Genomic DNA, 23,764 nt, shown 5'->3' on the forward strand with positions numbered 1-23,764 from the left:
TAAACATGAAGCGTAGTAGAACGGAAGTGGGACGCTGGCGGATGCTGCGTCAGGCTAGCCGCCGTAAAGCACGTTGGCTTGAAGGACAATCGCGCCGTAATATGCGTATCCATACCATCAGGAAGTGTATTCTCAACCATCAACGTAACTCGTTGCTGTTTGCGATCCACAACATCTGATCTCAAAAGGGCACCGCTGTCGGTGCCCAATGTCTGCTTTTCGTTTTGTTTTTAAAATACTTTTTTGTACGGTTTTACTGAAACCTGCGCATAAACACCTGCCGCCACGTAGGGATCGGCTTCAGCCCACGCCTGCGCGGCTTCTAAAGATTCAAATTGTGCGATCACCGTTGAGCCGGTAAAGCCTGCGGCCCCCGGGTCGTTACTGTCAACCGCTGGCATAGGACCCGCCGTGAGCAAACGGCCTTCGTCATGAAGGAGTTGCAGACGAGCCAGATGAGCAGGGCGTACGGAAAGACGTTTTTCGAGAGAGTCTGCGATATCTTGAGCGTAAATAACGTACAGCACGGGTAGAGCTCCTTGAACGGTAAAAGGTCATATTTACGTTATTGGAAAGGCCTGGTAACTGCAACGGAAAGATAACTAATATGTTAAGGCCATACTTTGAAAATGGTTTTTTATCATAAAATCGCGTTTTAAATGCCAGTTAGCTTCACGGTCTTATTGAATATGATTGCTATTTGCATTTAAAATCGGGGCCTGGTTTTTTTACTGAAACGATTATGACTTCAATGACCCTTGATTTACCTCGTCGCTTTCCCTGGCCTACGTTACTTTCTGTCGGCATTCATGGTGCTGTAGTGGCAGGTTTGCTGTATACCTCGGTACATCAGGTTATTGAACTGCCTGCGCCAGCGCAGCCGATCTCCGTTACGATGGTTGCGCCTGCCGATCTTGAACCGCCTCAGGCCGTTCAGCCGCCGCCGGAACCTGTCGTCGAGCCTGAACCGGAGCCAGAACCGATCCCCGAACCGCCAAAAGAAGCGCCGGTAGTGATTGAGAAACCGAAGCCCAAGCCTAAACCGAAGCCAAAACCGGTGAAAAAGGTGGAAGAGCAGCCGAAGCGTGATGTTAAACCAGCAGAGCCGCGTCCGACGTCCCCGTTTGAAAATACGGCGCCTGCGCGTCCAACAACCAGTACCGCTCCGGCAACCACTAAACCGGCGGTGAGTGCTCCATCGGGTCCGCGAGCCTTAAGTCGTAATCAGCCTCAATATCCGGCACGTGCACAGGCGTTGCGCATTGAAGGCCGTGTGAAGGTCAAATTTGACGTGACCTCGGATGGCCGGGTTGAAAATGTGGAAGTTCTGTCCGCACAGCCTGCGAATATGTTTGAGCGTGAAGTAAAAAATGCGATGCGCAGATGGCGTTATGAAGCCGGTAAGCCAGGTTCCGGGCTGGTGGTGAATATTGTATTCCGCCTGAACGGCACAACACAGATCGAGTAAGCATCAGGTCGGATTTGGCGTTACGCCGCCAAATCCGGCAGAATGATTGCCGGATGGCGATGCTTGCGCGTGCTATCCCGCCAGGGAGGGAATCGGCCGCGGTTTACCGTCTTTATCAACGGCAACGTAGATAAACAGGGCTTCGGTAGCTTTATAGCGCTGGCCGATAGGTTCTGAAGCGACTTTCTTCACCCAGACTTCAATATTAATGCTGATCGAGGTCGTCCCGCGTTTCACGCAGCGCGCATAGCAACAAACCACATCGCCCACGGCAACCGGGCGCAAAAAGCTCATTCCTTCAACCCGCACCGTTACCACGCGACCATGTGCGATCTCTTTGGCCTGAATAGCGCCACCTATATCCATTTGTGACATCAGCCAGCCGCCAAAAATATCACCGTTTGCGTTGGTATCGGCAGGCATAGCCAGAGTGCGTAAAACCAGTTCGCCCTGGGGAGTGTTATTCGTTGTTGTCATTGTAGAACCGACTATAGAGAAAGATTACAGGCGCGATGCTACTAGAATTTACGCGCTGAGAACAGAGGGGATGCGGCCTGCGGGGCGGAAGTAAGCCAGGTTTGATGGGAACAAGGAACGCGAAGGGATAAAAATTCGCCAGATCCGGAGATCTGGCGAGCATTTATTACGATTTATCTTCCTGCGGAAGGTGGCGGTAAATATAGACTCCGCTCAGTAACGTAAATAGTAAAGTCAGGGCGGTCAGGCCGAATACTTTAAAGTTGACCCAAATATTCTGCGGTAGCCAAAACGCGATATAGATATTCGCCAGACCGCACAGGATAAAGAAGACGGCCCAGGCGAAGTTAAGTTTTGTCCAAACCGGCTGTGGCAAGCTCAGCTCTTTACCTAACATGCGCTGAATCAGCGGCTTTTTCATTACCCATTGGCTAACCAGCAGCGCACCGGCAAACAGCCCGTAAATCACCGTTACTTTCCACTTAATGAATTCATCATTGTGGAAGAAGATGGTCAGGCCACCGAACACGGCTACCAGAACAAAAGTGATCAATGCCATCTTCTCGACCTTGCGATAGCGGACCCAGCTGTAAATCAAAACCACAGCCGTCGCAACAATCAGCGCCGAGGTCGCCGCATAGATGTCATAGAGCTTATAAAAAGCAAAAAAGACAACCAGCGGTAAAAAATCAAGAAACTGCTTCATTCTTCGATTCCGTCATCAAAAGCACCGGGTACAAGCCCGGAATGCGTTCAGGGTTTATTGGCGAATTAGCATGTACAGGCGGAACAAATAGATCAGCAACACGGCGGAGATCATATTGCTCAGCGTATTCGCCAATACCGCGCCTACATTTGGCGTAAGTACCGCAAAACTTGGCGCAAAAAGCAACAACAACGTTTTTGCCAACAGCCAACCGATCACTGCTGGTGCAACCAGGCGCATATTCGACCACGCCAGACGCATACTGTTGCGTATCGCGGCAAAGACACCCATTTTGTCCTGTACTAACATCACCGGTGCAAGTGCCAGCAGGATAGCCAGCAGAATACCGGGTACCACCACCAGCATAATACCGATTTGCACCAGCAGAGTAGTCAGAAAAATCAGAATAAACAGCTTCGGCAAAACCGGCGCGCTGGCACCGATGGCGCGTAACGCGCTGACCCGATGACCGGCTGAAATCAGCTGAATCATCAGGATAATGCCTCCGGCGAGGATGGCATTACCAATCAGACCGGAAAACGTCGACGCCGCGGAAGCGCGTAGCAAAATTTGCTGTTGCTCCGGGGTCATGTTTTGCACCAGATCGAACAATCCCACGCTGCTGGTTAACTGATCGCCTTCACTAAGTTGCGCTATTTGTGCGTCGGTGGGAGAAAAGGCATGCCCTAACACCACTGTGATAAACGCGCACAACAACGATACCAGCAAGATGGTAATGAATTGATTACGGAAAAAGTTTCCCGTGTCACGGTAAACGGATTTCGCCGTGATAGACATGCACTCTCCTTGAGTTTTGCAGGTGTTCATTTGTGGGCAATTGTACCCTGGATAACTCTACAGTGGCAGCATCGCGCGGTGTATGGAAAAGCATATCTTTGTAAAGCCCCGGTAATTTTTGACTATGACTTCAGCGTCATGCAAGAACGTTGGTTGTTCTCTGCGCATCACGAACAAATAACCATCGCTATTCTGCAACGGAGGTCAGATACTTGCGTGGCGAAAATATATCAAAATTGATCTGAATTAAGTTAACCAGGATTTTGAATGCAAGTTCTAACTTAATCTGGATCAATAAATGTTAAATTATCAAAGTCAATGTGATCCAGGTTAGATCACTTATTACTCCAATGTGGGTATATTCGTTCCGCTTTTATAACCATAACGATGGAGCGGACATGAAAAAATTAACAGTTGCAGCAGTGGCTTTAACAACTCTTCTCTCTGGTAACGTATTTGCGCATGAGGCCGGAGAATTCTTTATTCGTGCAGGTTCTGCCACCGTCAGACCGACGGAAGGCGCGGGTGGTACGCTGGGGAGCCTGGGTGGCTTTGATGTCAGCAATAACACGCAGTTGGGTCTGACATTTACCTACATGGCAACCGACAATATCGGTGTTGAATTACTGGCAGCCACGCCGTTCCGCCATAAAATTGGCACTGCCACAACAGGTGATATTGCGACCGTTCACCATTTACCGCCGACCTTAATGGCACAGTGGTATTTCGGCGATTCCAGCAGCAAACTGCGTCCTTACGTTGGTGTCGGTGTGAACTACACCACCTTCTTTGACGAAGGCTTTAACAATAACGGCAAAGAAACCGGTTTATCTGACCTGAGCCTGAAAGACTCCTGGGGCGCAGCAGGGCAAGTGGGTATGGACTATCTGATTAACCGCGACTGGCTGATTAACATGTCGGTCTGGTACATGGATATCGACACCACCGCGAGCTACAAACTGGCTGGCGCGCAGCAGCATGACAGCGTCCGCCTCGATCCGTGGGTGTTTATGTTCTCCGCGGGTTATCGCTTCTAAGTCCATGATTAAAATACTGAAAAGCTGATCGCTCCACGGTCAGCTTTTTTATTACCAGTTTATTTCTTCCTGCCTTTCTCCCCGTCGATGTAATGCTACTCTTTAAGCAAACTGGCTTTGAGGGCATTGACGATGATGTTGACTCGCCACCTGCTACAACAAAAAATCACACTTTTGGAACCATTCACCGGAGATGAAACGGCAGAGTTCGCCGTGAGTGCCGCGCGTGACTTATTGAAATTTATGGATAAAATTGAAGTGCTGGAGAAACGCATTGCGACTCCGGTTAAACTACCTTATTGCAGCGCCAGTCCTGTTTGTGAGATTGAAGCGGGCTACGCTGCAGGCGTGAGCGATTGTCGTGAGGCCATTCGTCGGGCGGGGTATCCGATTGAGGGTGATGATTAGTTTGCATTTATGTTAACAAAAATGTGCTTTTATTGTATAAATCTGTAACTTTAGCGCACACAATGGCGGGCTTCTAAGGCATCAGTTTAGGGACGGTTAACATTCTCAATCAACATACAGCGCAGTTATGCAACGACAGAAACGGGTAACCGGTTTGGCAATATGTTAACTATCAGGGTGAACTCGTGAAGATTGTGCAGGACAAGCTCAGAAACAGGCAGGCACTGCTGGTATCAGGGCTGATAACGTTGATATTTACGTCGTTGTTTCTGTTTATAATTTATGAGCAGCGGATGGCTGCAGTCAGTGACGGTGTTAACCGCATGCAAGCGCGCATGATGGACATTTTTAACGATAATGAGCTGATCGCCGATGCGATTGGTGAGCGCTATCACCATATTAAATCGGGTGAGCAATGTGGCGATATTTCACAATTTGTTCCCCGCAATGAGATTGAATGGGGAATTAACGCCGACCCAAAGCGTCTGCATTCGGTAACGGGGACAATTATTGCCCAGCAAGCCAGCCACAACGCGCTGTGTATGTATACGGCGGCGGAGTTTATTCGCGGTATGGTTAATGAGCTAAATCCGGGCAGCTTCGATGCACATCGTTATATTATCGCCAAAAATTCAGATTATTTTTACTGGTTTATGGCTTCCGATTCGCGCAACTTCAGTTTCTCAAATTCTGAAATGGCGCGGGATCTCACCAACTTTTTCTATCCGCCGGTCGATTTCTATACCCGACTGTTGCAAAAAAACGTCAAAAACAAAGCCCTTAGTTCAACGAACTTCTATACCGATAAAATTACCGGTGAAAAAGCTTACAGCGTGGTGAGCTATATCTACGATCTGTCTGGCAAAGAGATATCAGACCAAATCGTGGCCTATCTGGTTTATGACCATTCAAAGCCCGAATTGCAGGAAGCGTTGGCTCAAGCATTTGACTACCAGCTCCCACCAGAGCTGAATGTGGAATTGGTAAATTTGACCAACAATGAAAGTCTCTGTTTATCCGGTAAATGTACAGGTCAATCCCGTTTTTTAGTGCGCAATTTTTCGGAGAAATATGCGCTGCACTATTCGCTTTCATTAGGCCGTTTTATGACGCGCGATACCCATGCAGGGATCGTGATCCTGCTGGCGCCGTTCTTTTTCATCATGATTAGTTTCTCGCTAAAATCATGGCTAAACGAAAGCGACCTGAAGGTTTATATAGACACCCTGACCGGTTGCTTTAATCGCCGAATACTCGACATCATCAAGCGCCGTGATTTATCCCACTGTTCGGTGGTGCTACTGGACTGCAATAAGTTCAAGGCCGTCAATGATACCTGGGGTCACGCGGCAGGCGATCGTGCGCTGCAAATTATCGCCAACAGGATGTTATCAAACACCCGCACCAGTCACGATATTGTGATTCGTACCGGCGGGGATGAATTTATGATCCTGCTGTTTCGCTCGCAGGCAACTGATGCCATCGCAATCGCTCAACGTATCAGCGGGCAGGTGACCAGCCATGTGTTTGTAGTGGACGGTCATACCGTGCCATTGTCAGTATCGTGGGGGATTGCAGAGGTGAACGGCGAACTGGATGTGGCTATTCAGAATGCAGATAGCGCCATGTATAAAATGAAACACACGAAAGAAGCGTAAACCGCCAGAAGTCTCTGGCGGTTGATTTAGCTTACTGCCGGGTGGCGGCTTTCATCGCGCTGACAAAAGCTTTCAGCTCAGCCAGCATCTGTTCCGGTGCCGCAACATTTTTCTCAATGATTTTCACTATTGCCGAGCCGGAAATAGCGCCAGCAGCGCCAGCGTCAATCGCGCCGGTTACCTGTTCAGGTGCAGAGATACCAAACCCCTGTAAAGAAGGCGGAGCATTATATGCTTTCAACTTTTCGACCAGGTGATGCAGCGGTAATGCCGCTCGATTTTCTGCACCGGTCACGCCCGCACGCGAAAGCAAATAGGTATAGCCGCGGCCATGAGAGGCTATCTGGCGCAGCAGTTCTTCATCAGCGTTCGGTGGGCAGATAAAAATTGGCGCAATGTTGTGGCGGAGCGCTGCAGCTCTGAATGGCGCGGACTCTTCAACGGGAACATCGGCTACTAACACGGAATCCACGCCCACTTTTTCACACTGGGCGTAAAACTCGTCAATGCCCTTGCTAAACACCAGGTTGGCATACATCAGCAAGCCAATGGGAATCGTAGGGTGCTTCTGACGAATCAGCGCCAGCATTTCAAAGCATTGCGACGGCGTGACGCCGGCGGCAAACGCACGCAAGGTGGCTTCCTGAATGGTTGGACCGTCAGCCAGCGGATCGGAGAACGGAATACCGAGCTCAAGGGCATCGGCACCGGCTTCAATCAGCGTATCAATGATTTTCAGTGACTGCTCAACAGACGGATCGCCCAGGGTTACGAAGGGGACAAAAGCACCTTCTTTGCGGTCCTTCAGCTGTGCAAACAGGTTTTCGTAACGTTCCATCAGATTTCCCCTCGCGCTTTCAGAATATCGTGTACGGTGAAAATGTCTTTGTCGCCGCGACCGGAGAGATTAACCACCAGTAACTGCTCTTTTTCCGGGTTTTCACGCATCATTTTCAATGCGTGAGCCAGGGCATGGGAGGACTCCAACGCCGGAATAATCCCCTCGTGCAGACACAGCGTTTTGAAGGCCTCGAGCGCTTCGTCGTCGGTGATCGAAACATAATCGGCGCGACCAATGCTGTTCAGATACGCATGCTGCGGCCCGACAGACGGGAAATCCAGCCCCGCGGAAATAGAGTAAGACTCTTCAATCTGTCCTTCTTCGGTCTGCATCATCGGGGACTTCATGCCGAAATAAATCCCGACACGACCATGCTTCAACGGTGCGCCATGTTCCCCTGATTCAATCCCATGGCCGCCAGGCTCGACGCCAATCAGACCGACGCTGGTTTCATTAATAAAGTCCGCGAACATACCGATGGCGTTAGAACCGCCGCCCACGCAGGCGATAACCGCGTCCGGCAGGCGACCTTCTTTTTCAAGGATCTGCGCTTTAGTTTCCTCGCCGATCATGCGCTGAAATTCACGAACAATGGTCGGGAAGGGATGTGGACCCGCCGCCGTACCGAGCATATAGTGCGCGGTATCGTAGCTGCCAGACCAGTCGCGCAGCGCTTCGTTACAGGCATCTTTCAGGGTTGCAGAACCGCTGTGAACCGGGATAACTTCAGCCCCCATCAGACGCATACGGAAAACGTTTGGCGACTGGCGTTCAACGTCTTTTGCACCCATATAAATACGGCATTTCAGCCCCAGCAGTGCGCTGGCGAGAGCTGATGCAACACCGTGCTGGCCCGCGCCGGTTTCGGCGATGATCTCCGTTTTCCCCATACGCTTCGCCAACAACGCCTGGCCCAGCACCTGGTTGGTTTTGTGCGCGCCGCCGTGCAGCAAATCTTCACGTTTGAGATACAGCGTAGTGTTGGTGCCTTGAGTAATGTTCTGGCATTTGGTCAGTGCAGTTGGACGACCAGCATAGTTTTTCAGCAGGTCTGTAAACTGCGCCTGAAATTCAGGATCCTTTTGCGCGCTGACAAAAGCTTCTTCCAGCTGGCGCAGGGCAGGCATCAGAATCTGTGGCACATACATACCGCCAAATTCACCAAAATACGGATTGAGTAATGTTGTCATGTCCTTTTCCTTAATATGCGCGCAGCGTCTGAAAGACCGAAGCCAAAAGACGTGCATCCTTGATGCCCGGCTGTGACTCTACGCCAGAATTGAAATCGAGACCGGCACAGCCGGTTTTTGCCGCGTCAACGCAGTTATCAGCGCCGAGTCCGCCAGCCAGTAAAACGTTATCCAGCGATTGTCCGCCTAAAAGTGACCAGTCGAAGCGTTGACCGCTGCCGCCCTGACCATTGTCGAATACGTATTTATCGACGTGCTGATAATCACGAGCTGGCAACGTTTCACTGACGCTTAACGCCTTCCAGATTTGCACCTGTTCGGGGAGCGCGTCGCGCAGGGCGTCAACATAGGCCTGGTCTTCGCTACCATGCAATTGCACGGCTGTTAACCCCAGAGCCACCGCTGTTTCGCGCACGTCGGTAATCTCTGCGTTGCGAAATACCCCGACATATTGCAGCGGTGCGCCGGTCATGACCTCGCGCGCGTGTTCAACGCTGACCGCGCGTGGCGATGTGGACACAAAAATCAACCCGCCGTAAATGGCACCCGCTTCGTATGCCGCGTTTGCATCCTGAGCCCGGGTTAAACCGCAGACTTTGTTTTCGCCGAGCAGAACGCGACGCACGGCAGCATGCAGATCATCATGCGACATCAACGCAGAGCCAATCAGAAAACCGTTGGCGAAGTGGCTGAGTTCTCGCACTTGACCATAGGTATTGATACCGGACTCGCTGATGACGGTTACGCCATGACCCAGTCGCGGCGCAAGTTGGCGGGTGCGATTCAGATCAATCGACAGGTCGCGTAAATCACGGTTGTTGATACCGACGACTTTGGCGCCCAGTGCGATAGCTCGCTCCAGCTCTTCATCGTTACTGACTTCGGTCAGTACGCCCATTTTCAAACTGTGGGCGACGGCGGCGAGTTGACGATATTGCTCATCATCAAGCACCGACAGCATCAGCAGACAGGCGTCCGCCTGATAGAAGCGCGCCAGGTAAATCTGGTAAGGATCGATAATAAAGTCCTTACACAGAATCGGTTGCGGTGCGATGCGGCTGACGATGGGCAGGAAATCAAAGCTCCCCTGGAAATATTTCTCATCGGTCAGTACGGAAATCGCAGAAGCATATTGTTTATATACGCCCGCAATCTGTGCCGGGTCGAAGTCATCACGGATCACGCCTTTTGACGGAGACGCTTTTTTGCACTCCAGAATAAAGGCGGTGCGTGCACCTTGCAGCGCATCGTAGAAATCACGAGCGCTGGGTTGAACATCATTCTGAAAGCTGGCCAGCGGTTGTTGCTGTTTGCGGGCTTCTACCCAAATCGCCTTGTCTGCGACAATTTTCGCTAAAACGGTTTGCATCATTTACCCTCTTGCTGCCAGTGCAGTGACACGGTCATAGGCCGCGCCGCTGCGCAGTACATTAATCACGGTTTGCGCATTGGCTTTTAAATCTTCTTCACCGTGCAGGCGCATTAACATGGCGACATTCGCGGCAACAGCAGCTTCATGAGCGGCTTCACCTTTACCTTGTAACAAGCGACTAAGAATGTCACGGTTTTCTTCCGGCGTGCCGCCAGCCAGCTGTTCCTGGTGGTAAGGCGTCAGGCCAAAGTCTTCCGCCGTCAGTTGATAGCTCTTGATTTCGCCATCATGCAGCTCTGCCACAATGGTCGGTGCATGCAGGGAAACTTCATCCATGCCGCCGCTGTGCACCACGGCTGCCCGCTGATACCCCAACACGCGCAGCGTTTCGGCAATCGGCAGCACCAGTTCCGGACTGTAAACGCCGATCAGCGCCAGCGGCGGATGTGCCGGGTTAATCAACGGGCCGAGGACGTTAAACAGCGTACGGGTTTTCAACTGTTGGCGTACCGGCATAGCATGGCGAAAACCGGTGTGGTATTTCGGCGCAAACAAGAAACACACACCGAGGTCGTCAAGTGCCTGACGGGATTTATCGGCGTTCATATCCAGATTGATGCCAAAAGCCGCTAACAGATCCGAAGAACCCGACTTGCTGGAGACGCTGCGGTTGCCGTGTTTGGCGACTTTCAGTCCGCAAGCGGCCGCCACAAAGGCGCTGGCGGTGGAAATATTGATACTGTTGCTGCCATCACCGCCGGTACCGACAATATCGGCAAACAGATAATCAGGTCGCGGGAACGGGGCGGCGTTTTCCAGCAACGCGGTTGCCGCACCGGCAATTTCATTCGGGTGCTCGCCACGAATTTTCATGCTCACCAGCGCCGCAGCTAGTTGTTCCGGCTTCAGTTCACCGCGTACCACGGCGGAGAACAGCTGGTGGCTTTCCTGCTGAGACAGCGTCTGGGCCTGATACAGTTTCTCCAGAATAGGTTGTAGGGTATTGGTCTGTTCGAGTTTCTGTTGCGCCCAGGCCAGCGTTTGCTCCAGCAGACGTGCGCCCTGGGTGGTCAGAATGGATTCTGGATGGAACTGGAAGCCACATACGCGATCGGTATCGTGACGTACCGCCATCACCATGCCGTTAAAGTGGGCGTTGATGGTCAATCCGGCCGGAACGTTGCTGCCAACCAGCGAGTGATAGCGCGCCACTGGCAGCGGATTTGCCAGACCGGCGAACATTGCCTGACCATCGTGTTCAATGCTGGACGCTTTGCCGTGCAGGATTTCCCCAGCCTGTCCCACGTATCCACCATAGGCCTCGACAATGGCCTGATGCCCCAGACAAATGCCGATGATTGGCAGCTTGCCGCGCAGGCGGGTTAACAGCTCCGGCATGCAGCCCGCTTCGCTTGGCGCACCTGGACCTGGAGAGAGCATCAGCACCGGATTTTTCATGGTCGCTAAGCGGTCTATTAATGTCTGGGCCGGAATATGGTTGCGGTAAATCACCACGTTATGACCGTTAGTACGCAGCTGATCTGCCAGGTTATAGGTAAAAGAGTCGATATTATCGAGCAGCAGAATGTCAGCCATTAGAAGGTCTCCTGTGCGTGGTGTGCGGTGGCGATAGCACGCAGAACCGCACGCGCTTTATTACGGGTTTCATCGGCTTCTGACTGCCCAACGGAATCCAGAACAATTCCGGCGCCAGCCTGTACGGTGGCAATACCGTCTTCCACGAGGGCGGAACGAATCACAATACAGGTATCCAGATCGCCATGGGCCGTGAAGTAACCCACTGCGCCGCCATAGCTGCCGCGACGACGGCCTTCGGCCTCGGCGATAAGCTGCATGGCGCGAACTTTCGGCGCTCCGCTTAGCGTGCCCATGTTCATACAGGCGCGGTAAGCATGCAGCACATCCAGATCGCTACGCAGCTCGCCGACTACGCGGGAAACCAGGTGCATAACGAAGGAATAACGATCCACTTTGGTGAGGTCAGCAACGTAGCGGCTGCCGGGCGTACAGATGCGCGCCAGGTCGTTACGCGCCAGGTCTACCAGCATCAGGTGCTCGGAAAGCTCTTTATGATCGGTACGCATCTCCAGCTCAATACGGCTATCGAGATCGCGGTCCAGCGAACCGTCCGCACGACGACCGCGTGGGCGGGTCCCGGCAATCGGGTAGATTTCAATCTGCCGGCTGGTGGCATCGTATTTCAGCGAGCTTTCCGGAGAAGCGCCGAACAGTGTGAAATCGTTGTCCTGCATAAAAAACATGTACGGGCTGGGGTTACTTTTCTTCAGCACATAGTAGGCCGCCAGCGGTGACGGGCAGGGCAGCGAGAAACGACGGGATGGAACAACCTGGAAAATTTCGCCAGCGCGAATGGCCTTTTGCATACCACGAACCACGGCGGCAAACTCTTCATCGCTCTGATTGCATTCGCAGCGCATGTGCGGAACTTCAGTGACGGGCAGCGGCGGCGCAGGTTCGGTAAGCTGCTGGCTCAGTTGCGCCAGACGGGCATTAAGACGCTGTTTTTCGGCATCGCTGGGGGTAAATATGCTGGCCTGAATGCGGGTGCTTTTCTTCTGATGGTCGATGACCATGAGCGTTTCTGCCAGATAGAAGCAGTAGTCAGGGCAACGGTTGCCCGCTTCAAGCTGAGGTAAATCTTCAAAACCGGCAACCAGGTCGTAGGAAAACAGACCGCCGAAGAACATCGCTTCACGTTCTTGCGCAGGAACATTAACCAGCTCCTGCAATAAACGGAAGGCATCAAATACGGACAGGGAACATAAGCGGGCGTCTTCATCCAGCAGCGGGCTAACAGCAGGGAATCGCAGATGGCGACCATTCGGCTGTTGTTTGTTCTCAACACCCGCGGGCAGGGCAGCATCCAGCAGCGGCAGCAGCGATGCGCCGTTAGCGGATAATGCCTGGATGGTGACAGTGTCACCGATGGCGGTAATGCGTAATGCGCTGTCGACCAGCAGCAAGCTCTTCAGATCGTCTTTGCTGTCGATATCGGCAGATTCCAGCAGCAGCGTTGCCGGACGTGCGCCACACACCTGATGAAACAGCGCCGTCGGATTTTCACGGTAGGCGGCATCGCAGGCAAGCAGCTCAAGTGTCGGTTTTTGTGTTTGCATCGTTATTCTCATTAATTTTGTTCAAAAAAAAGCCCGCTCATTTGGCGGGCCGGGTATCTGGTTGCATATTGCAGACGTAAGACACTGCCCGAAATCAGGAAGTGCGCCACCAACCGTGCAGAACATATGTTGCTTTCATCTCAGATACCTTCTTCATGTGAACTTTCGTACTAGTTAACTAGTTCAATGGAATAAAGTCAACACCTGATTTCAGTATATTTGTCTAAACCGCTATGATGGGCGGGTTAAGACATTTAGTGAAACGGGAGCCGCATTGAGCGACACGAATTACGCAGTGATTTATGACCTGCACAGTCATACTACAGCCTCCGATGGGCGATTAACGCCAGAAGCCTTAGTACACCGTGCGGTAGAGATGCGAGTCGGTACACTGGCGATCACCGATCATGACACCACGGCGGGTATTGCGGCGGCAAGAGAAGAAATTTCACGTGCGGGTTTAGCGTTAAATTTGATCCCTGGCGTCGAGATATCAACAGTCTGGGAAAACCATGAGATCCATATCGTGGGTCTGAACATTGATATCGCCCATCCAATGATGTGCGAATTTCTGGCGCAGCAAACGGAACGTCGTCAGCAGCGCGCGCGCCTGATTGCTGAACGACTCGACAAAGCGCATATTCCCGGCGCGTGGGAAGGGGCATTACGCCTGGCTGATGGCGGGGCGATCACTCGGGGGCATTTCGCGCGTTTCCTGGTGGAGTGCGGAAAAGCCACAACCATGGCGGATGTCTTTAAAAAATATCTTGCTCGTGGGAAAACCGGTTACGTTCCGCCACAGTGGTGTACAATAGAACAAGCTATTGATGTCATTCATCATTCTGGCGGTAAGGCAGTTCTGGCTCATCCTGGGCGGTACGATCTTAGCGCTAAGTGGCTGAAAAGACTGGTTGCGCATTTTGCTGAACATCACGGCGACGCGATGGAAGTGGCACAGTGCCAGCAGTCTCCCAATGAACGCACCCATCTGGCGACGCTTGCGCGTCAGCATCAACTGTGGGCATCGCAAGGGTCTGATTTTCATCTACCCTGCCCATGGATTGAGCTGGGTCGTAAACTCTGGTTGCCCGCAGGCGTAGAAGGCGTCTGGCAACTTTGGGAACAGCCCGAGACCACAGAGAGGAAAGTATGAGCCAGTTTTTTTATATTCATCCCGAAAACCCACAGCAGCGACTGATCAATCAGGCCGTTGAAATCGTGCGTAAAGGAGGGGTGATCGTCTATCCAACTGATTCCGGCTATGCGTTGGGTTGCAAAATTGAAGATAAAGGCGCCATGGAGCGCATTTGTCGCATCCGTCACCTGCCGGACGGGCACAACTTTACGCTGATGTGTCGTGACCTGTCCGAACTGTCGACCTATTCGTTTGTCGACAACGTGGCCTTCCGTTTAATTAAAAACAACACGCCGGGCAACTACACGTTCATCCTGAAGGGGACGAAAGAAGTACCACGTCGACTGTTGCAGGAAAAACGTAAGACCATCGGTTTGCGTGTACCCTCGAATCCGATTGCGCTGGCGCTTTTAGAAGCGCTGGGCGAGCCTATGCTTTCTACATCACTGATGCTGCCGGGCAGCGAATTTACCGAGTCAGATCCGGAAGAAATCAAAGATCGTCTGGAGAAAGTGGTGGATTTGATTATCCACGGTGGATATCTCGGTCAGCAGCCAACCACGGTCATTGATTTAACCGATGATTCCCCGGTGGTATTGCGCGAAGGCGTCGGCGACGTTAAACCTTTCTTATAAGGGCGCGAACCGCTATACTACGCGGCCTTAAAATGGCGCTGACTGGCGCCGTTGATTCTCCTGTTCGACGCCTGTGAAGGCGACATCTAAAGGAAGCTCTATGAGCGAAAAGTTACAAAAAGTGCTGGCGCGCGCTGGCCACGGTTCTCGCCGTGAAATTGAATCCATAATTGCCGCGGGTCGCGTGAGCGTTGATGGCAAAATTGCCACGCTCGGCGATCGCGTTGAAGTTACGCCGGGTCTGAAAATCCGTATCGACGGTCATCTGATTTCGGTTAAAGAATCTGCGGAGCAAATCTGCCGTGTTCTGGCTTATTACAAGCCAGAAGGTGAACTGTGTACCCGTAACGACCCGGAAGGTCGTCCGACCGTGTTTGATCGTCTGCCAAAACTGCGCGATGCGCGCTGGATTGCCGTGGGACGTCTGGACGTGAATACCTGTGGTTTACTGCTGTTTACCACCGATGGCGAACTGGCGAACCGTCTGATGCACCCAAGCCGCGAAGTTGAACGTGAATATGCGGTGCGTGTGTTTGGTCAGGTTGATGACGCGAAATTGCGCGATCTGAGTCGTGGCGTGCAGCTGGAAGATGGTCCGGCCGCATTTAAAACGATCAAGTTCAGCGGCGGTGAAGGGATCAACCAGTGGTATAACGTCACGTTGACCGAAGGGCGTAACCGTGAAGTCCGTCGCCTGTGGGAAGCTGTGGGCGTGCAGGTAAGTCGTCTTATCCGTGTACGTTACGGTGATATCCCGCTGCCGAAAGGCCTGCCGCGTGGCGGCTGGACGGAACTTGACCTCGCGCAGACCAACTATTTGCGTGAACTGGTGGAACTGAAGCCGGAAACCACCTCTAAAGTTGCCGTCGAGAAAGATCGTCGCCGTATGAAGGCAAACCAGATCCGCCGTGCGGTGAAGCGCCACTCTCAGGTTGGCGGCAGCCGTCGTCCGGGCGGTCGCAGCAACAACGGTTAATCATGAGTAGGCCTGATAAGCAACGCGCCATCAGGCGCGAGCGTGGAGCCGGATGCGGCGTAAGCGCCTTATCCGGCCTACTGTCAGTAATCGATCCCCATCTGGGCTTTCACGCCCGCTTCAAAGGCGTGCTTAACCGGCCGCAGTTCGCTGACCGTATCCGCTAACTCCAGAATATCGCGATGACATCCACGACCGGTGATAATGACCGTTTGATGGGCAGGGCGCGCGTTTAGGGCATTAATGACCTCGTCGAGCGGCAGATAGTCGTATGCAACCATGTAGGTCAGCTCGTCCAGTATCACCATATCCAGCTCAGCGTCGGCCAGCATCCGCTTGCCGTGTTCCCATACGGCCATGCAGGCTGCGGTGTCGGACTCGCGGTTCTGCGTTTCCCAGGTAAATCCTGTCGCCATGACCTGAAACTCAACGCCGTGGGGTTCGAGTAAGTTTCGTTCACCGTTTGGCCACGTACCCTTAATAAATTGCACTACGCCGACTTTTTTACCGTGGCCTACTGCGCGCGTAGCGGTACCGAACGCGGCGGTGGTTTTACCCTTACCATTTCCGGTGAACACAATAATAATCCCGCGCTCGTCTCTGGCGGCGGCAACACGGGCGTCAACCCGGTCTTTTACGCGCTGCTGGCGCTGCTGATAGCGTTCTTCACTCATTGGGCGATTCCTGGTTTACGGCCCGGCTGGGCATCGAAAGTCATACCGGTTTTACGGCGGCTGTCATCGCCCATCAGCCACAGGTACAGCGGCATAATATCGGCGGGGGTTTTCAATTTTTGCGGATCTTCCGTCGGGAACGCGCTGGCTCGCATGCCGGTACGCGTTCCACCAGGATTGATACAGTTTACGCGCAGGTGGCGGTTCTGATATTCATCAGCCAGAACCTGCATCATTCCTTCGGTAGCAAATTTGGAGGTGGCGTATGCCCCCCAGTTGGCGCGCCCCTGGCGACCGACGCTGGAGGAGGTAAAGACCAGCGATCCGGCATCGGATTTGAGCAACAACGGCAGCAATGCCTGAGTCAGCATAAATGTGGCGTTCACGTTTACCTGCATCACGTCCTGCCATACCTGCGGGTTTTGCTCGCTCATCGGGCAAATGTCACCGAGCAATCCGGCATTATGCAATACGCCATCCAGACGTGGGAAATGCGCGGCAATGCGCTGTGCGAGCTGGTGGCATTCGTCAGACGTACAGGTGAGCAGATCCAGCGTAAACCAGTGTGGTTGCGTACCTTTTTCTTCGGCGATGGAGCGGGCAACCTGACGCAGTTTTTCTTCGTTACGCCCTAGCAGAATCACGGTCGCGCCGTAACGCGCGTAAGTATGTGCGGCTTCACGTCCTATGCCATCGCTGGCACCGGTGACCAGAATAATGCGGTCCTGTAGAAGATCTTGTTTCGGTTGATAATGCACGGCTACTCCTCGGCGACGTCCTGGCCATCTCGTTCGCGATAACTTTTGGGCTTTATGCCTTAAACCCTGTTCTTTTTCAATCAGCCAAAGGCAATAACACCGCAAAATGAACGCGTTGTCATGCTTTTTACTGAATGGATGAAGCAAGACGGGTTAACAAGGCTGTTGTACACTGAGCGAAAGTAGCGTTGTTTAACCAAGGTGGGTCACGTGGAATTGTTGTCTGAATATGGGTTGTTTTTGGCAAAAATTGTCACTGTCGTGGTGGCTATTGCGGTGGTAGTTATGCTGATCGTAAACGCGACACAACGCAAACGTCAGCGTGGGGAATTGCGGGTTATTAATCTCAGCGATCAATATAAAGAGATGAAAGAAGACCTGTCGCTGGCCTTATTGGATGGGCATCAGCAAAAATTCTGGCATAAGACCCAGAAAAAGAAACACAAGCTTGAGGCGAAGGCCACTAAGGCCAAAGCGAAACTGGGAGACAGTACGTCATCTGATAAACCACGGGTATGGGTACTTGATTTTAAAGGCAGTATGGATGCCCATGAGGTCAGCGCATTACGCGAAGAGGTGACGGCAGTGCTGGCGGTCGTTAAACCCCAGGATCAGGTCGTGGTTCGTCTGGAAAGTCCGGGCGGCGTAGTACACGGCTATGGACTGGCCGCGTCCCAGTTACAACGTCTGCGCGATAAGCAGATCCCGCTGACCGTTACGGTAGATAAAGTCGCTGCGAGCGGCGGATATATGATGGCTTGCGTGGCGGATAAAATTGTCTCGGCGCCGTTTGCTATTGTCGGCTCTATTGGCGTTGTGGCACAGATCCCGAACTTTCACCGCTTCCTGAAAGGGAAAGATATTGATATCGAACTGCACACCGCCGGACAGTACAAGCGTACGCTGACCTTACTTGGTGAAAACACGGAAGAAGGGCGGCAGAAATTCCGCGAAGACCTGAACGAAACCCATCATCTGTTTAAAGATTTTGTACAGCGCATGCGTCCGGCTCTGGACATTGAGCAGGTTGCCACGGGTGAACACTGGTTTGGTCAACAGGCGCTGGTCAACGGGCTGGTGGATGAGATCAATACCAGTGATGAGGTGATCCTCGGACTGATGGACGGTCGTGACGTATTAAACGTACGTTATCTGCAGCGTAAAAAACTGATGGACCGTTTTACCGGCAGTGCCGCCGAGAGCGCCGATCGTTTACTGATGCGTTGGTGGCAGCGGGGGCAAAAACCGCTGATGTAAAATTGTAATTGCCGGATGAGGCGCAGCCGTCATCCGGCAAATCATTTCTCGTGTTAATCGATCAAGTGATACTTTTCAGAAAGTACGTGCGCCAGATGTTTAAACATATTAAACACCGCCGTACTTTTGGGCGTCGGTAGCCCTTGCTCGTCTAAAAAGTAATCTCCGCTGAAAACCAGCACGCCATTTCGCTGCGTTACGCCGGTGGCGACAATCCCCGCCAGCGTGTCCTCATGCTCACGAATGATTTTGTTGGCTTCAATCAGCAGTGTTTCGCGATCGATGGGTTGAGTGTCTTTATGCATTATTTACTCCTTAAACAAGGACATTAGTCTACGCCGAGCCCGGCTTATGGGCAAATATTCCCTGACTTAAATGAAGGTCTTACGACAGTGTTGCAAGTGGCGAGATTTGTTTTTGCATGCTAATAAAGTTGCGTAACGCATTTTATCAGGTACAGTGTGACGCTTTCGTCAATCTGGCAACAGATTTGCTTGACATTCGACCAATACTCCGTCGTGCTATAGCGTTTGTGAGCGAAAAAGCCTGTTAACTCAGTTACATGAGAGTTACATTACAAGCGCGAATCAGTTTAAGGGTTGATATCCGCCGACGCAGAGACCATATCGATGTCTCGTCGCCAGTGGAAGGTGAATCAACGTGCGACGCATTCTGGAAGAATCAAATTAGGTAAAGGTGAATATGGGTAAAGCTCTTGTCATCGTTGAGTCCCCGGCAAAAGCCAAAACGATCAACAAGTATCTGGGTAATGACTACGTGGTGAAATCCAGCGTCGGTCATATCCGTGATTTGCCGACCAGTGGCTCAGCAACTAAAAAGAGCGCCGACTCAACCTCCACCAAAACGGCTAAAAAGCCCAAAAAGGATGAACGTGGCGCTCTCGTCAATCGTATGGGTGTTGACCCGTGGCACAACTGGGATGCGCGCTATGAAGTGCTGCCCGGTAAAGAAAAAGTTGTTTCTGAACTGAAGCAACTGGCTGAAAAAGCCGACCACATCTATCTCGCAACCGACCTTGACCGCGAAGGGGAAGCCATTGCGTGGCACCTGCGGGAAGTGATCGGCGGCGACGACACCCGCTACAGTCGCGTGGTGTTTAACGAAATTACCAAAAACGCTATTCGTCAGGCGTTTGAAAAACCGGGCGAACTGAACATCGACCGCGTCAATGCGCAACAGGCGCGCCGCTTTATGGACCGTGTTGTGGGCTATATGGTGTCGCCGCTGCTGTGGAAAAAAATTGCGCGAGGCCTGTCAGCAGGCCGCGTACAGTCGGTTGCCGTGCGTCTGGTGGTTGAGCGTGAACGCGAAATCAAAGCATTCGTTCCAGAAGAGTTCTGGGAAATTGATGCTAACACGACGACGCCAGGCGGTGACGCGTTACCGCTTGAGGTGACGCATCAGAATGATAAACCGTTCCGTCCGGTCAACCGGGAACAAACGCTTGCCGCCGTTAGCCTGTTGGAAAAAGCGCGCTACAGCGTTCTGGAACGTGAAGATAAGCCGACCAGCAGCAAGCCGGGTGCGCCGTTCATCACCTCCACCCTACAGCAGGCCGCCAGCACGCGTCTGGGCTTCGGCGTGAAGAAAACCATGATGATGGCGCAGCGCTTGTATGAAGCGGGCTACATCACTTATATGCGTACTGACTCAACCAACCTGAGCCAGGATGCGGTGAACATGGTTCGCGATTACATCAGCGATAATTTCGGCAAAAAGTATCTGCCGGAGAGCGCGAACCAGTACGCCAGCAAAGAGAACTCGCAGGAAGCGCACGAAGCTATCCGTCCTTCCGATGTCGCCGTTCAGGCGGAATCGCTGAAAGATATGGAAGCCGATGCGCAAAAACTGTATCAGCTGATCTGGCGCCAGTTTGTTGCCTGTCAGATGACGCCTGCTAAATATGATTCCACCACGCTGACGGTGGGTGCGGGTGATTTCCGTCTGAAGGCGCGTGGTCGTATTCTGCGCTTCGATGGCTGGACGAAAGTGATGCCTGCGCTGCGTAAGGGCGATGAAGACCGCATTTTACCTGCGGTGGATAAAGGCGATACGTTGACGCTCATCGAACTGACACCTGCGCAACACTTTACCAAACCGCCTGCGCGCTTCAGTGAAGCTTCGCTGGTTAAAGAGCTTGAAAAACGTGGGATTGGTCGCCCATCCACGTATGCGTCGATCATTTCTACGATTCAGGATCGCGGTTATGTTCGCGTTGAGAACCGTCGCTTCTACGCTGAAAAAATGGGTGAAATCGTCACCGATCGTCTGGAAGAAAACTTCCGCGAACTGATGAACTACGACTTTACCGCGCAGATGGAAGACAGTCTCGACCAGGTGGCAAATCACGAAGCCGAATGGAAGGGCGTACTCGACAATTTCTTCACTGATTTTACTCAGCAACTGGATAAAGCCGAGAAAGATCCTGAAGAGGGCGGTATGCGTCCGAACCAGATGGTGCTGACCAGCATTGATTGCCCAACCTGCGGACGTAAGATGGGTATTCGTACCGCCAGCACCGGCGTTTTCCTGGGTTGTTCTGGCTATACGCTTTCCCCGAAAGAGCGTTGCAAAACCACCATTAACCTGGTGCCGGAAAACGAAGTGCTGAACGTGCTGGAAGGCGACGATGCGGAAACCAACGCTTTGCGCGCCAAACGTCGCTGCCAGAAGTGCGGCACGGCGATGGACAGCTACCTTATCGATCCTAAGCGCAAGCTGCATGTATGCGGTAATAACCCTACCTGTGATGGCTATGAGATCGAAGAAGGCGAATTCCGCATCAAGGGTTATGACGGTCCTATCGTTGAGTGCGAGAAATGTGGCTCTGAAATGCACCTGAAAATGGGACGTTTCGGCAAGTACATGGCGTGTACCAACGACGAGTGCAAAAATACCCGTAAGATCCTGCGTAACGGTGAAGTTGCTCCACCTAAAGAGGATCCGGTTCCGTTGCCAGAACTGCCGTGTGAAAAATCTGATGCGTATTTCGTGTTACGTGATGGTGCTGCAGGTATCTTCCTGGCGGCAAATACGTTCCCGAAATCACGTGAGACACGTGCGCCGCTGGTTGAAGAGTTGTACCGCTTCCGCGATCGTCTGCCGGAAAAACTGCGCTATCTGGCAGATGCGCCGCAGACTGACCCGGACGGCAACAAGTCGATGGTTCGTTTCAGCCGTAAAACCAAGCAGCAATACGTTGCTGCGGAGAAAGACGGTAAGGCGACTGGCTGGTCCGCGTTCTTCGTTGACGGTAAATGGGTAGAAGGGAAGAAATAACAGCATTCCGGCTGAGTTTCTCCTCAAAGGGTCGCGTAAGCGGCCCTTTTTATTTCTGGCGTATTATTTTTTGTCATCCCTATACAGCTCACATAGAAATGATATAGTGGTTATAGTTAACACACTTTTTATTATTAAATCGTATTAGCAGCGCCACGAGCCTGCTCTGAAACGATGATTTGATGGCGCAAATCGGGATGGCTTAACATGAAATTACAGCAGCTTCGCTACATTGTTGAGGTGGTGAACCACAACCTTAATGTCTCCTCAACGGCGGAAGGGCTTTATACCTCGCAGCCAGGTATCAGTAAGCAAGTTCGTATGCTGGAAGATGAACTTGGCATCCAGATTTTTGCCCGTAGCGGTAAGCACCTGACCCAGGTTACGCCAGCGGGGCAGGAAGTCATTCGAATCGCGCGAGAAGTTTTGTCGAAGGTGGACGCCATTAAGTCCGTTGCTGGCGAACATACCTGGCCGGACAAAGGTTCACTGTATATCGCCACCACGCACACTCAAGCGCGTTACGCTTTGCCGAATGTCATTAAAGGCTTTATTGAGCGTTATCCACGCGTCTCATTGCATATGCACCAGGGGTCGCCGACGCAAATCGCCGAAGCCGTCTCGAAAGGGAATGCAGATTTTGCTATCGCGACGGAAGCCCTGCACCTGTATGACGATCTGGTGATGCTGCCTTGCTACCACTGGAACCGTTCGATTGTCGTTACGCCGGACCATCCGTTGGCGGGCAAATCCGCCGTATCCATTGAAGAACTGGCGCAGTACCCGCTGGTGACCTACACGTTCGGATTTACCGGACGTTCGGAACTGGACACCGCGTTCAACCGTGCGGGGCTTGAGCCGCGTATAGTTTTTACCGCGACCGATGCCGATGTCATTAAGACCTATGTACGCCTGGGCCTTGGCGTGGGGGTAATTGCCAGTATGGCGGTTGATCCTGTCTCCGACCCTGACCTGGTGCGCGTTGATGCCCATGATATCTTCAGCCATAGCACCACCAAGATTGGTTTTCGTCGCAGCACTTTTTTACGCAGTTACATGTATGATTTTATTCAACGTTTCGCGCCGCATCTGACGCGTGATGTGGTGGATACGGCGGTGGCGCTACGTTCCAACGACGATATTGAAGCCATGTTTAAAGATATTAAATTGCCTGAGAAATAATAACGGCTGTTACCTCGTCGGTATCCTCAAACATAAAGCGATACCGACGGCAGAGTCTGAATCTATTCAATATTTTTCCTCTATATATTAACCATATATTGTTTATGGTAAACACTTGCTAAAGTAGTTTCAAATTAGTAAGGTCGCCAAAAATCCCTCTCAAATATTTATAACCGATCAAATAATTAATTTATTTATCAGGTCGAGTATGAAAATTAACTGGCTTTTTTTGACCTTTTTTATTAGGATTCCTCCTATCTGATGATTAATTGTACCGATTGTTTGGTGCTTAAATGATAAGTGATTTCGATAGTATGAGGTTAGCGATGCCTTCAGGAAACCAGCCAGCACGCCGGGATCCCGTCATGAAACGTAAAGCCTGGTTCGCTGTGTTTCTTGGCTCTGCCGTGTTCTGGGTTATTGTCGCGCTCGTGGCCTGGAACGTGTGGGGATAGGTCATGTCCACACTGGAACAACACTCCACCGTGATGCCATCTCCGGATGACCATGAACAAGAGAGTCAACGCAGCGCAGAGAATAAGCCGAATATTCCAGCGACCTGGAAACTCTCTCCTGAACAACGGGCGTTTATCGATCTGTTTGCGGATGATGAACAGAAACAATAATTGATACGAATTTTATAATTATTATTAGTCCGTTGTCTTGTACTGCAAATATTTTATTCCGGGCAATCGTGATGAGCCATGCTTATCACCGTATTAACCTTGACCGCT

25 protein-coding genes, 1 pseudogene and 1 other annotated feature are annotated in these 23,764 nt (G+C 52.0%); of the genes and pseudogenes, 13 read left to right on the forward strand and 13 right to left on the reverse strand.

Annotated elements, in window-relative coordinates:
* The first annotated feature begins 5 nt into the window (after positions 1-5).
* Positions 6-179 carry a YciY family protein gene (locus tag HV350_RS11780; protein ID WP_016153268.1) on the forward strand — a complete coding sequence of 58 codons (174 nt, stop codon included), beginning with the start codon at positions 6-8 and terminating at the stop codon, positions 177-179.
* Positions 180-230: 51 nt separating this feature from the next.
* Here the strand turns inward: HV350_RS11780 and HV350_RS11785 are convergent, their stop codons facing one another.
* On the reverse strand, positions 231-527 hold the full coding sequence (locus HV350_RS11785; protein WP_094762090.1) for a YciI family protein: 297 nt from the start codon (positions 525-527) through the stop codon (positions 231-233).
* 224 nt (positions 528-751) lie between these two features.
* On the opposite strand from HV350_RS11785, the gene tonB reads away from it, so the two are divergent.
* Positions 752-1,468, forward strand: coding sequence for a TonB system transport protein TonB (gene tonB, locus HV350_RS11790; RefSeq protein ID WP_016156660.1), 717 nt, complete (start codon positions 752-754; stop codon positions 1,466-1,468).
* A gap of 72 nt (positions 1,469-1,540) precedes the next feature.
* Here the strand turns inward: tonB and yciA are convergent, their stop codons facing one another.
* From yciA to HV350_RS26655, 4 genes and pseudogenes are all read right to left on the reverse strand, one after another.
* On the reverse strand, positions 1,541-1,945 hold the full coding sequence (gene yciA, locus HV350_RS11795; protein WP_181630529.1) for an acyl-CoA thioester hydrolase YciA: 405 nt from the start codon (positions 1,943-1,945) through the stop codon (positions 1,541-1,543).
* A 166-nt stretch (positions 1,946-2,111) separates the two neighbouring features.
* A complete protein-coding gene (locus HV350_RS11800) occupies positions 2,112-2,651 on the reverse strand; it encodes a septation protein A (protein ID WP_016153265.1) in 540 nt (179 codons plus the stop codon).
* A gap of 54 nt (positions 2,652-2,705) precedes the next feature.
* Entirely contained in the window at positions 2,706-3,449 is a 744-nt protein-coding gene (locus HV350_RS11805) for a YciC family protein (protein ID WP_181630531.1), read from the reverse strand.
* Positions 3,450-3,477: 28 nt separating this feature from the next.
* A pseudogene (locus HV350_RS26655) lies at positions 3,478-3,564 on the reverse strand (YkgJ family cysteine cluster protein); the annotation flags it as partial.
* A 283-nt stretch (positions 3,565-3,847) separates the two neighbouring features.
* Between HV350_RS26655 and ompW the strand changes: the two are divergent.
* From ompW to HV350_RS11820, 3 genes are all read left to right on the forward strand, one after another.
* Complete coding sequence (ompW, locus tag HV350_RS11810) at positions 3,848-4,486, forward strand: outer membrane protein OmpW (protein ID WP_016153263.1); 639 nt, start codon at positions 3,848-3,850, stop codon at positions 4,484-4,486.
* Positions 4,487-4,618: 132 nt separating this feature from the next.
* Positions 4,619-4,894 (forward strand): hypothetical protein, encoded by a 276-nt coding sequence (locus HV350_RS11815; protein WP_131345966.1) that lies wholly within the window; start codon positions 4,619-4,621, stop codon positions 4,892-4,894.
* Between the two features lie 185 nt (positions 4,895-5,079).
* The gene (locus HV350_RS11820; RefSeq protein WP_016153261.1) at positions 5,080-6,552 is read left to right on the forward strand and encodes a GGDEF domain-containing protein; all 1,473 of its coding nucleotides are present in this window, start codon (positions 5,080-5,082) and stop codon (positions 6,550-6,552) included.
* A gap of 31 nt (positions 6,553-6,583) precedes the next feature.
* Here HV350_RS11820 and trpA read toward each other — a convergent pair whose 3' ends face one another.
* The 5 genes from trpA to HV350_RS11845 are packed head-to-tail and all read right to left on the reverse strand — an operon-like array spanning position 6,584 to position 13,113.
* A complete protein-coding gene (gene trpA / locus HV350_RS11825; RefSeq protein WP_181630533.1) occupies positions 6,584-7,390 on the reverse strand; it encodes a tryptophan synthase subunit alpha in 807 nt (268 codons plus the stop codon).
* On the reverse strand, positions 7,390-8,583 hold the full coding sequence (trpB, locus tag HV350_RS11830) for a tryptophan synthase subunit beta (protein WP_003020645.1): 1,194 nt from the start codon (positions 8,581-8,583) through the stop codon (positions 7,390-7,392). Before trpB ends, trpA begins: the two co-directional genes overlap by 1 nt.
* Positions 8,584-8,593: 10 nt before the next feature.
* Positions 8,594-9,952, reverse strand: coding sequence for a bifunctional indole-3-glycerol-phosphate synthase TrpC/phosphoribosylanthranilate isomerase TrpF (gene trpCF / locus HV350_RS11835; RefSeq protein WP_181630655.1), 1,359 nt, complete (start codon positions 9,950-9,952; stop codon positions 8,594-8,596).
* A 3-nt stretch (positions 9,953-9,955) separates the two neighbouring features.
* Entirely contained in the window at positions 9,956-11,551 is a 1,596-nt protein-coding gene (gene trpD / locus HV350_RS11840; protein ID WP_003020639.1) for a bifunctional anthranilate synthase glutamate amidotransferase component TrpG/anthranilate phosphoribosyltransferase TrpD, read from the reverse strand.
* Positions 11,551-13,113, reverse strand: a complete 1,563-nt coding sequence (locus HV350_RS11845; protein ID WP_016156654.1) for an anthranilate synthase component 1 — start codon at positions 13,111-13,113, stop codon at positions 11,551-11,553. Before HV350_RS11845 ends, trpD begins: the two co-directional genes overlap by 1 nt.
* 23 nt (positions 13,114-13,136) lie before the next feature.
* Positions 13,137-13,231, reverse strand: a sequence feature (Trp leader region).
* A gap of 156 nt (positions 13,232-13,387) precedes the next feature.
* On the opposite strand from HV350_RS11845, the gene rnm reads away from it, so the two are divergent.
* The 3 genes from rnm to rluB all read left to right on the forward strand — a co-directional run bounded on the left by rnm (position 13,388) and on the right by rluB (position 15,859).
* The gene (gene rnm, locus HV350_RS11855; protein ID WP_029139558.1) at positions 13,388-14,266 is read left to right on the forward strand and encodes an RNase AM; all 879 of its coding nucleotides are present in this window, start codon (positions 13,388-13,390) and stop codon (positions 14,264-14,266) included.
* A complete protein-coding gene (locus HV350_RS11860; protein ID WP_016153256.1) occupies positions 14,263-14,883 on the forward strand; it encodes an L-threonylcarbamoyladenylate synthase in 621 nt (206 codons plus the stop codon). The genes rnm and HV350_RS11860 overlap by 4 nt, the downstream gene beginning before the upstream one ends.
* A gap of 100 nt (positions 14,884-14,983) precedes the next feature.
* Entirely contained in the window at positions 14,984-15,859 is an 876-nt protein-coding gene (rluB, locus tag HV350_RS11865) for a 23S rRNA pseudouridine(2605) synthase RluB (protein WP_006684306.1), read from the forward strand.
* Between the two features lie 83 nt (positions 15,860-15,942).
* Here the strand turns inward: rluB and cobO are convergent, their stop codons facing one another.
* Both cobO and HV350_RS11875 read right to left on the reverse strand, forming a co-directional pair.
* Positions 15,943-16,533, reverse strand: coding sequence for a cob(I)yrinic acid a,c-diamide adenosyltransferase (gene cobO / locus HV350_RS11870; RefSeq protein ID WP_016153255.1), 591 nt, complete (start codon positions 16,531-16,533; stop codon positions 15,943-15,945).
* Positions 16,530-17,291, reverse strand: coding sequence for a YciK family oxidoreductase (locus tag HV350_RS11875; RefSeq protein ID WP_181630535.1), 762 nt, complete (start codon positions 17,289-17,291; stop codon positions 16,530-16,532). The genes cobO and HV350_RS11875 overlap by 4 nt, the downstream gene beginning before the upstream one ends.
* Before the next feature lie 210 nt (positions 17,292-17,501).
* Here HV350_RS11875 and sohB point away from each other — a divergent pair, with 210 nt between their 5' ends.
* Positions 17,502-18,548: a protease SohB gene (sohB, locus tag HV350_RS11880; protein ID WP_181630537.1), complete on the forward strand. Its 1,047-nt coding sequence runs from the start codon at positions 17,502-17,504 to the stop codon at positions 18,546-18,548.
* Positions 18,549-18,601: 53 nt separating this feature from the next.
* Here the strand turns inward: sohB and HV350_RS11885 are convergent, their stop codons facing one another.
* Complete coding sequence (locus HV350_RS11885) at positions 18,602-18,853, reverse strand: YciN family protein (RefSeq protein WP_003020616.1); 252 nt, start codon at positions 18,851-18,853, stop codon at positions 18,602-18,604.
* A gap of 397 nt (positions 18,854-19,250) precedes the next feature.
* On the opposite strand from HV350_RS11885, the gene topA reads away from it, so the two are divergent.
* From topA to HV350_RS11905, 4 genes are all read left to right on the forward strand, one after another.
* Complete coding sequence (gene topA, locus HV350_RS11890) at positions 19,251-21,848, forward strand: type I DNA topoisomerase (RefSeq protein WP_181630539.1); 2,598 nt, start codon at positions 19,251-19,253, stop codon at positions 21,846-21,848.
* A gap of 207 nt (positions 21,849-22,055) precedes the next feature.
* On the forward strand, positions 22,056-23,030 hold the full coding sequence (gene cysB / locus HV350_RS11895; RefSeq protein WP_016153251.1) for an HTH-type transcriptional regulator CysB: 975 nt from the start codon (positions 22,056-22,058) through the stop codon (positions 23,028-23,030).
* A gap of 314 nt (positions 23,031-23,344) precedes the next feature.
* A complete protein-coding gene (locus tag HV350_RS11900) occupies positions 23,345-23,485 on the forward strand; it encodes a YmiA family putative membrane protein (protein WP_213083732.1) in 141 nt (46 codons plus the stop codon).
* A 3-nt stretch (positions 23,486-23,488) separates the two neighbouring features.
* Entirely contained in the window at positions 23,489-23,656 is a 168-nt protein-coding gene (locus HV350_RS11905; RefSeq protein ID WP_181630540.1) for a hypothetical protein, read from the forward strand.
* Positions 23,657-23,764 lie beyond the last annotated feature (108 nt).

It is taken from the genome of Citrobacter sp. RHBSTW-01013 (assembly GCF_013781985.1).
GTDB classification, from domain to species: Bacteria; Pseudomonadota; Gammaproteobacteria; order Enterobacterales; family Enterobacteriaceae; genus Citrobacter; species Citrobacter braakii.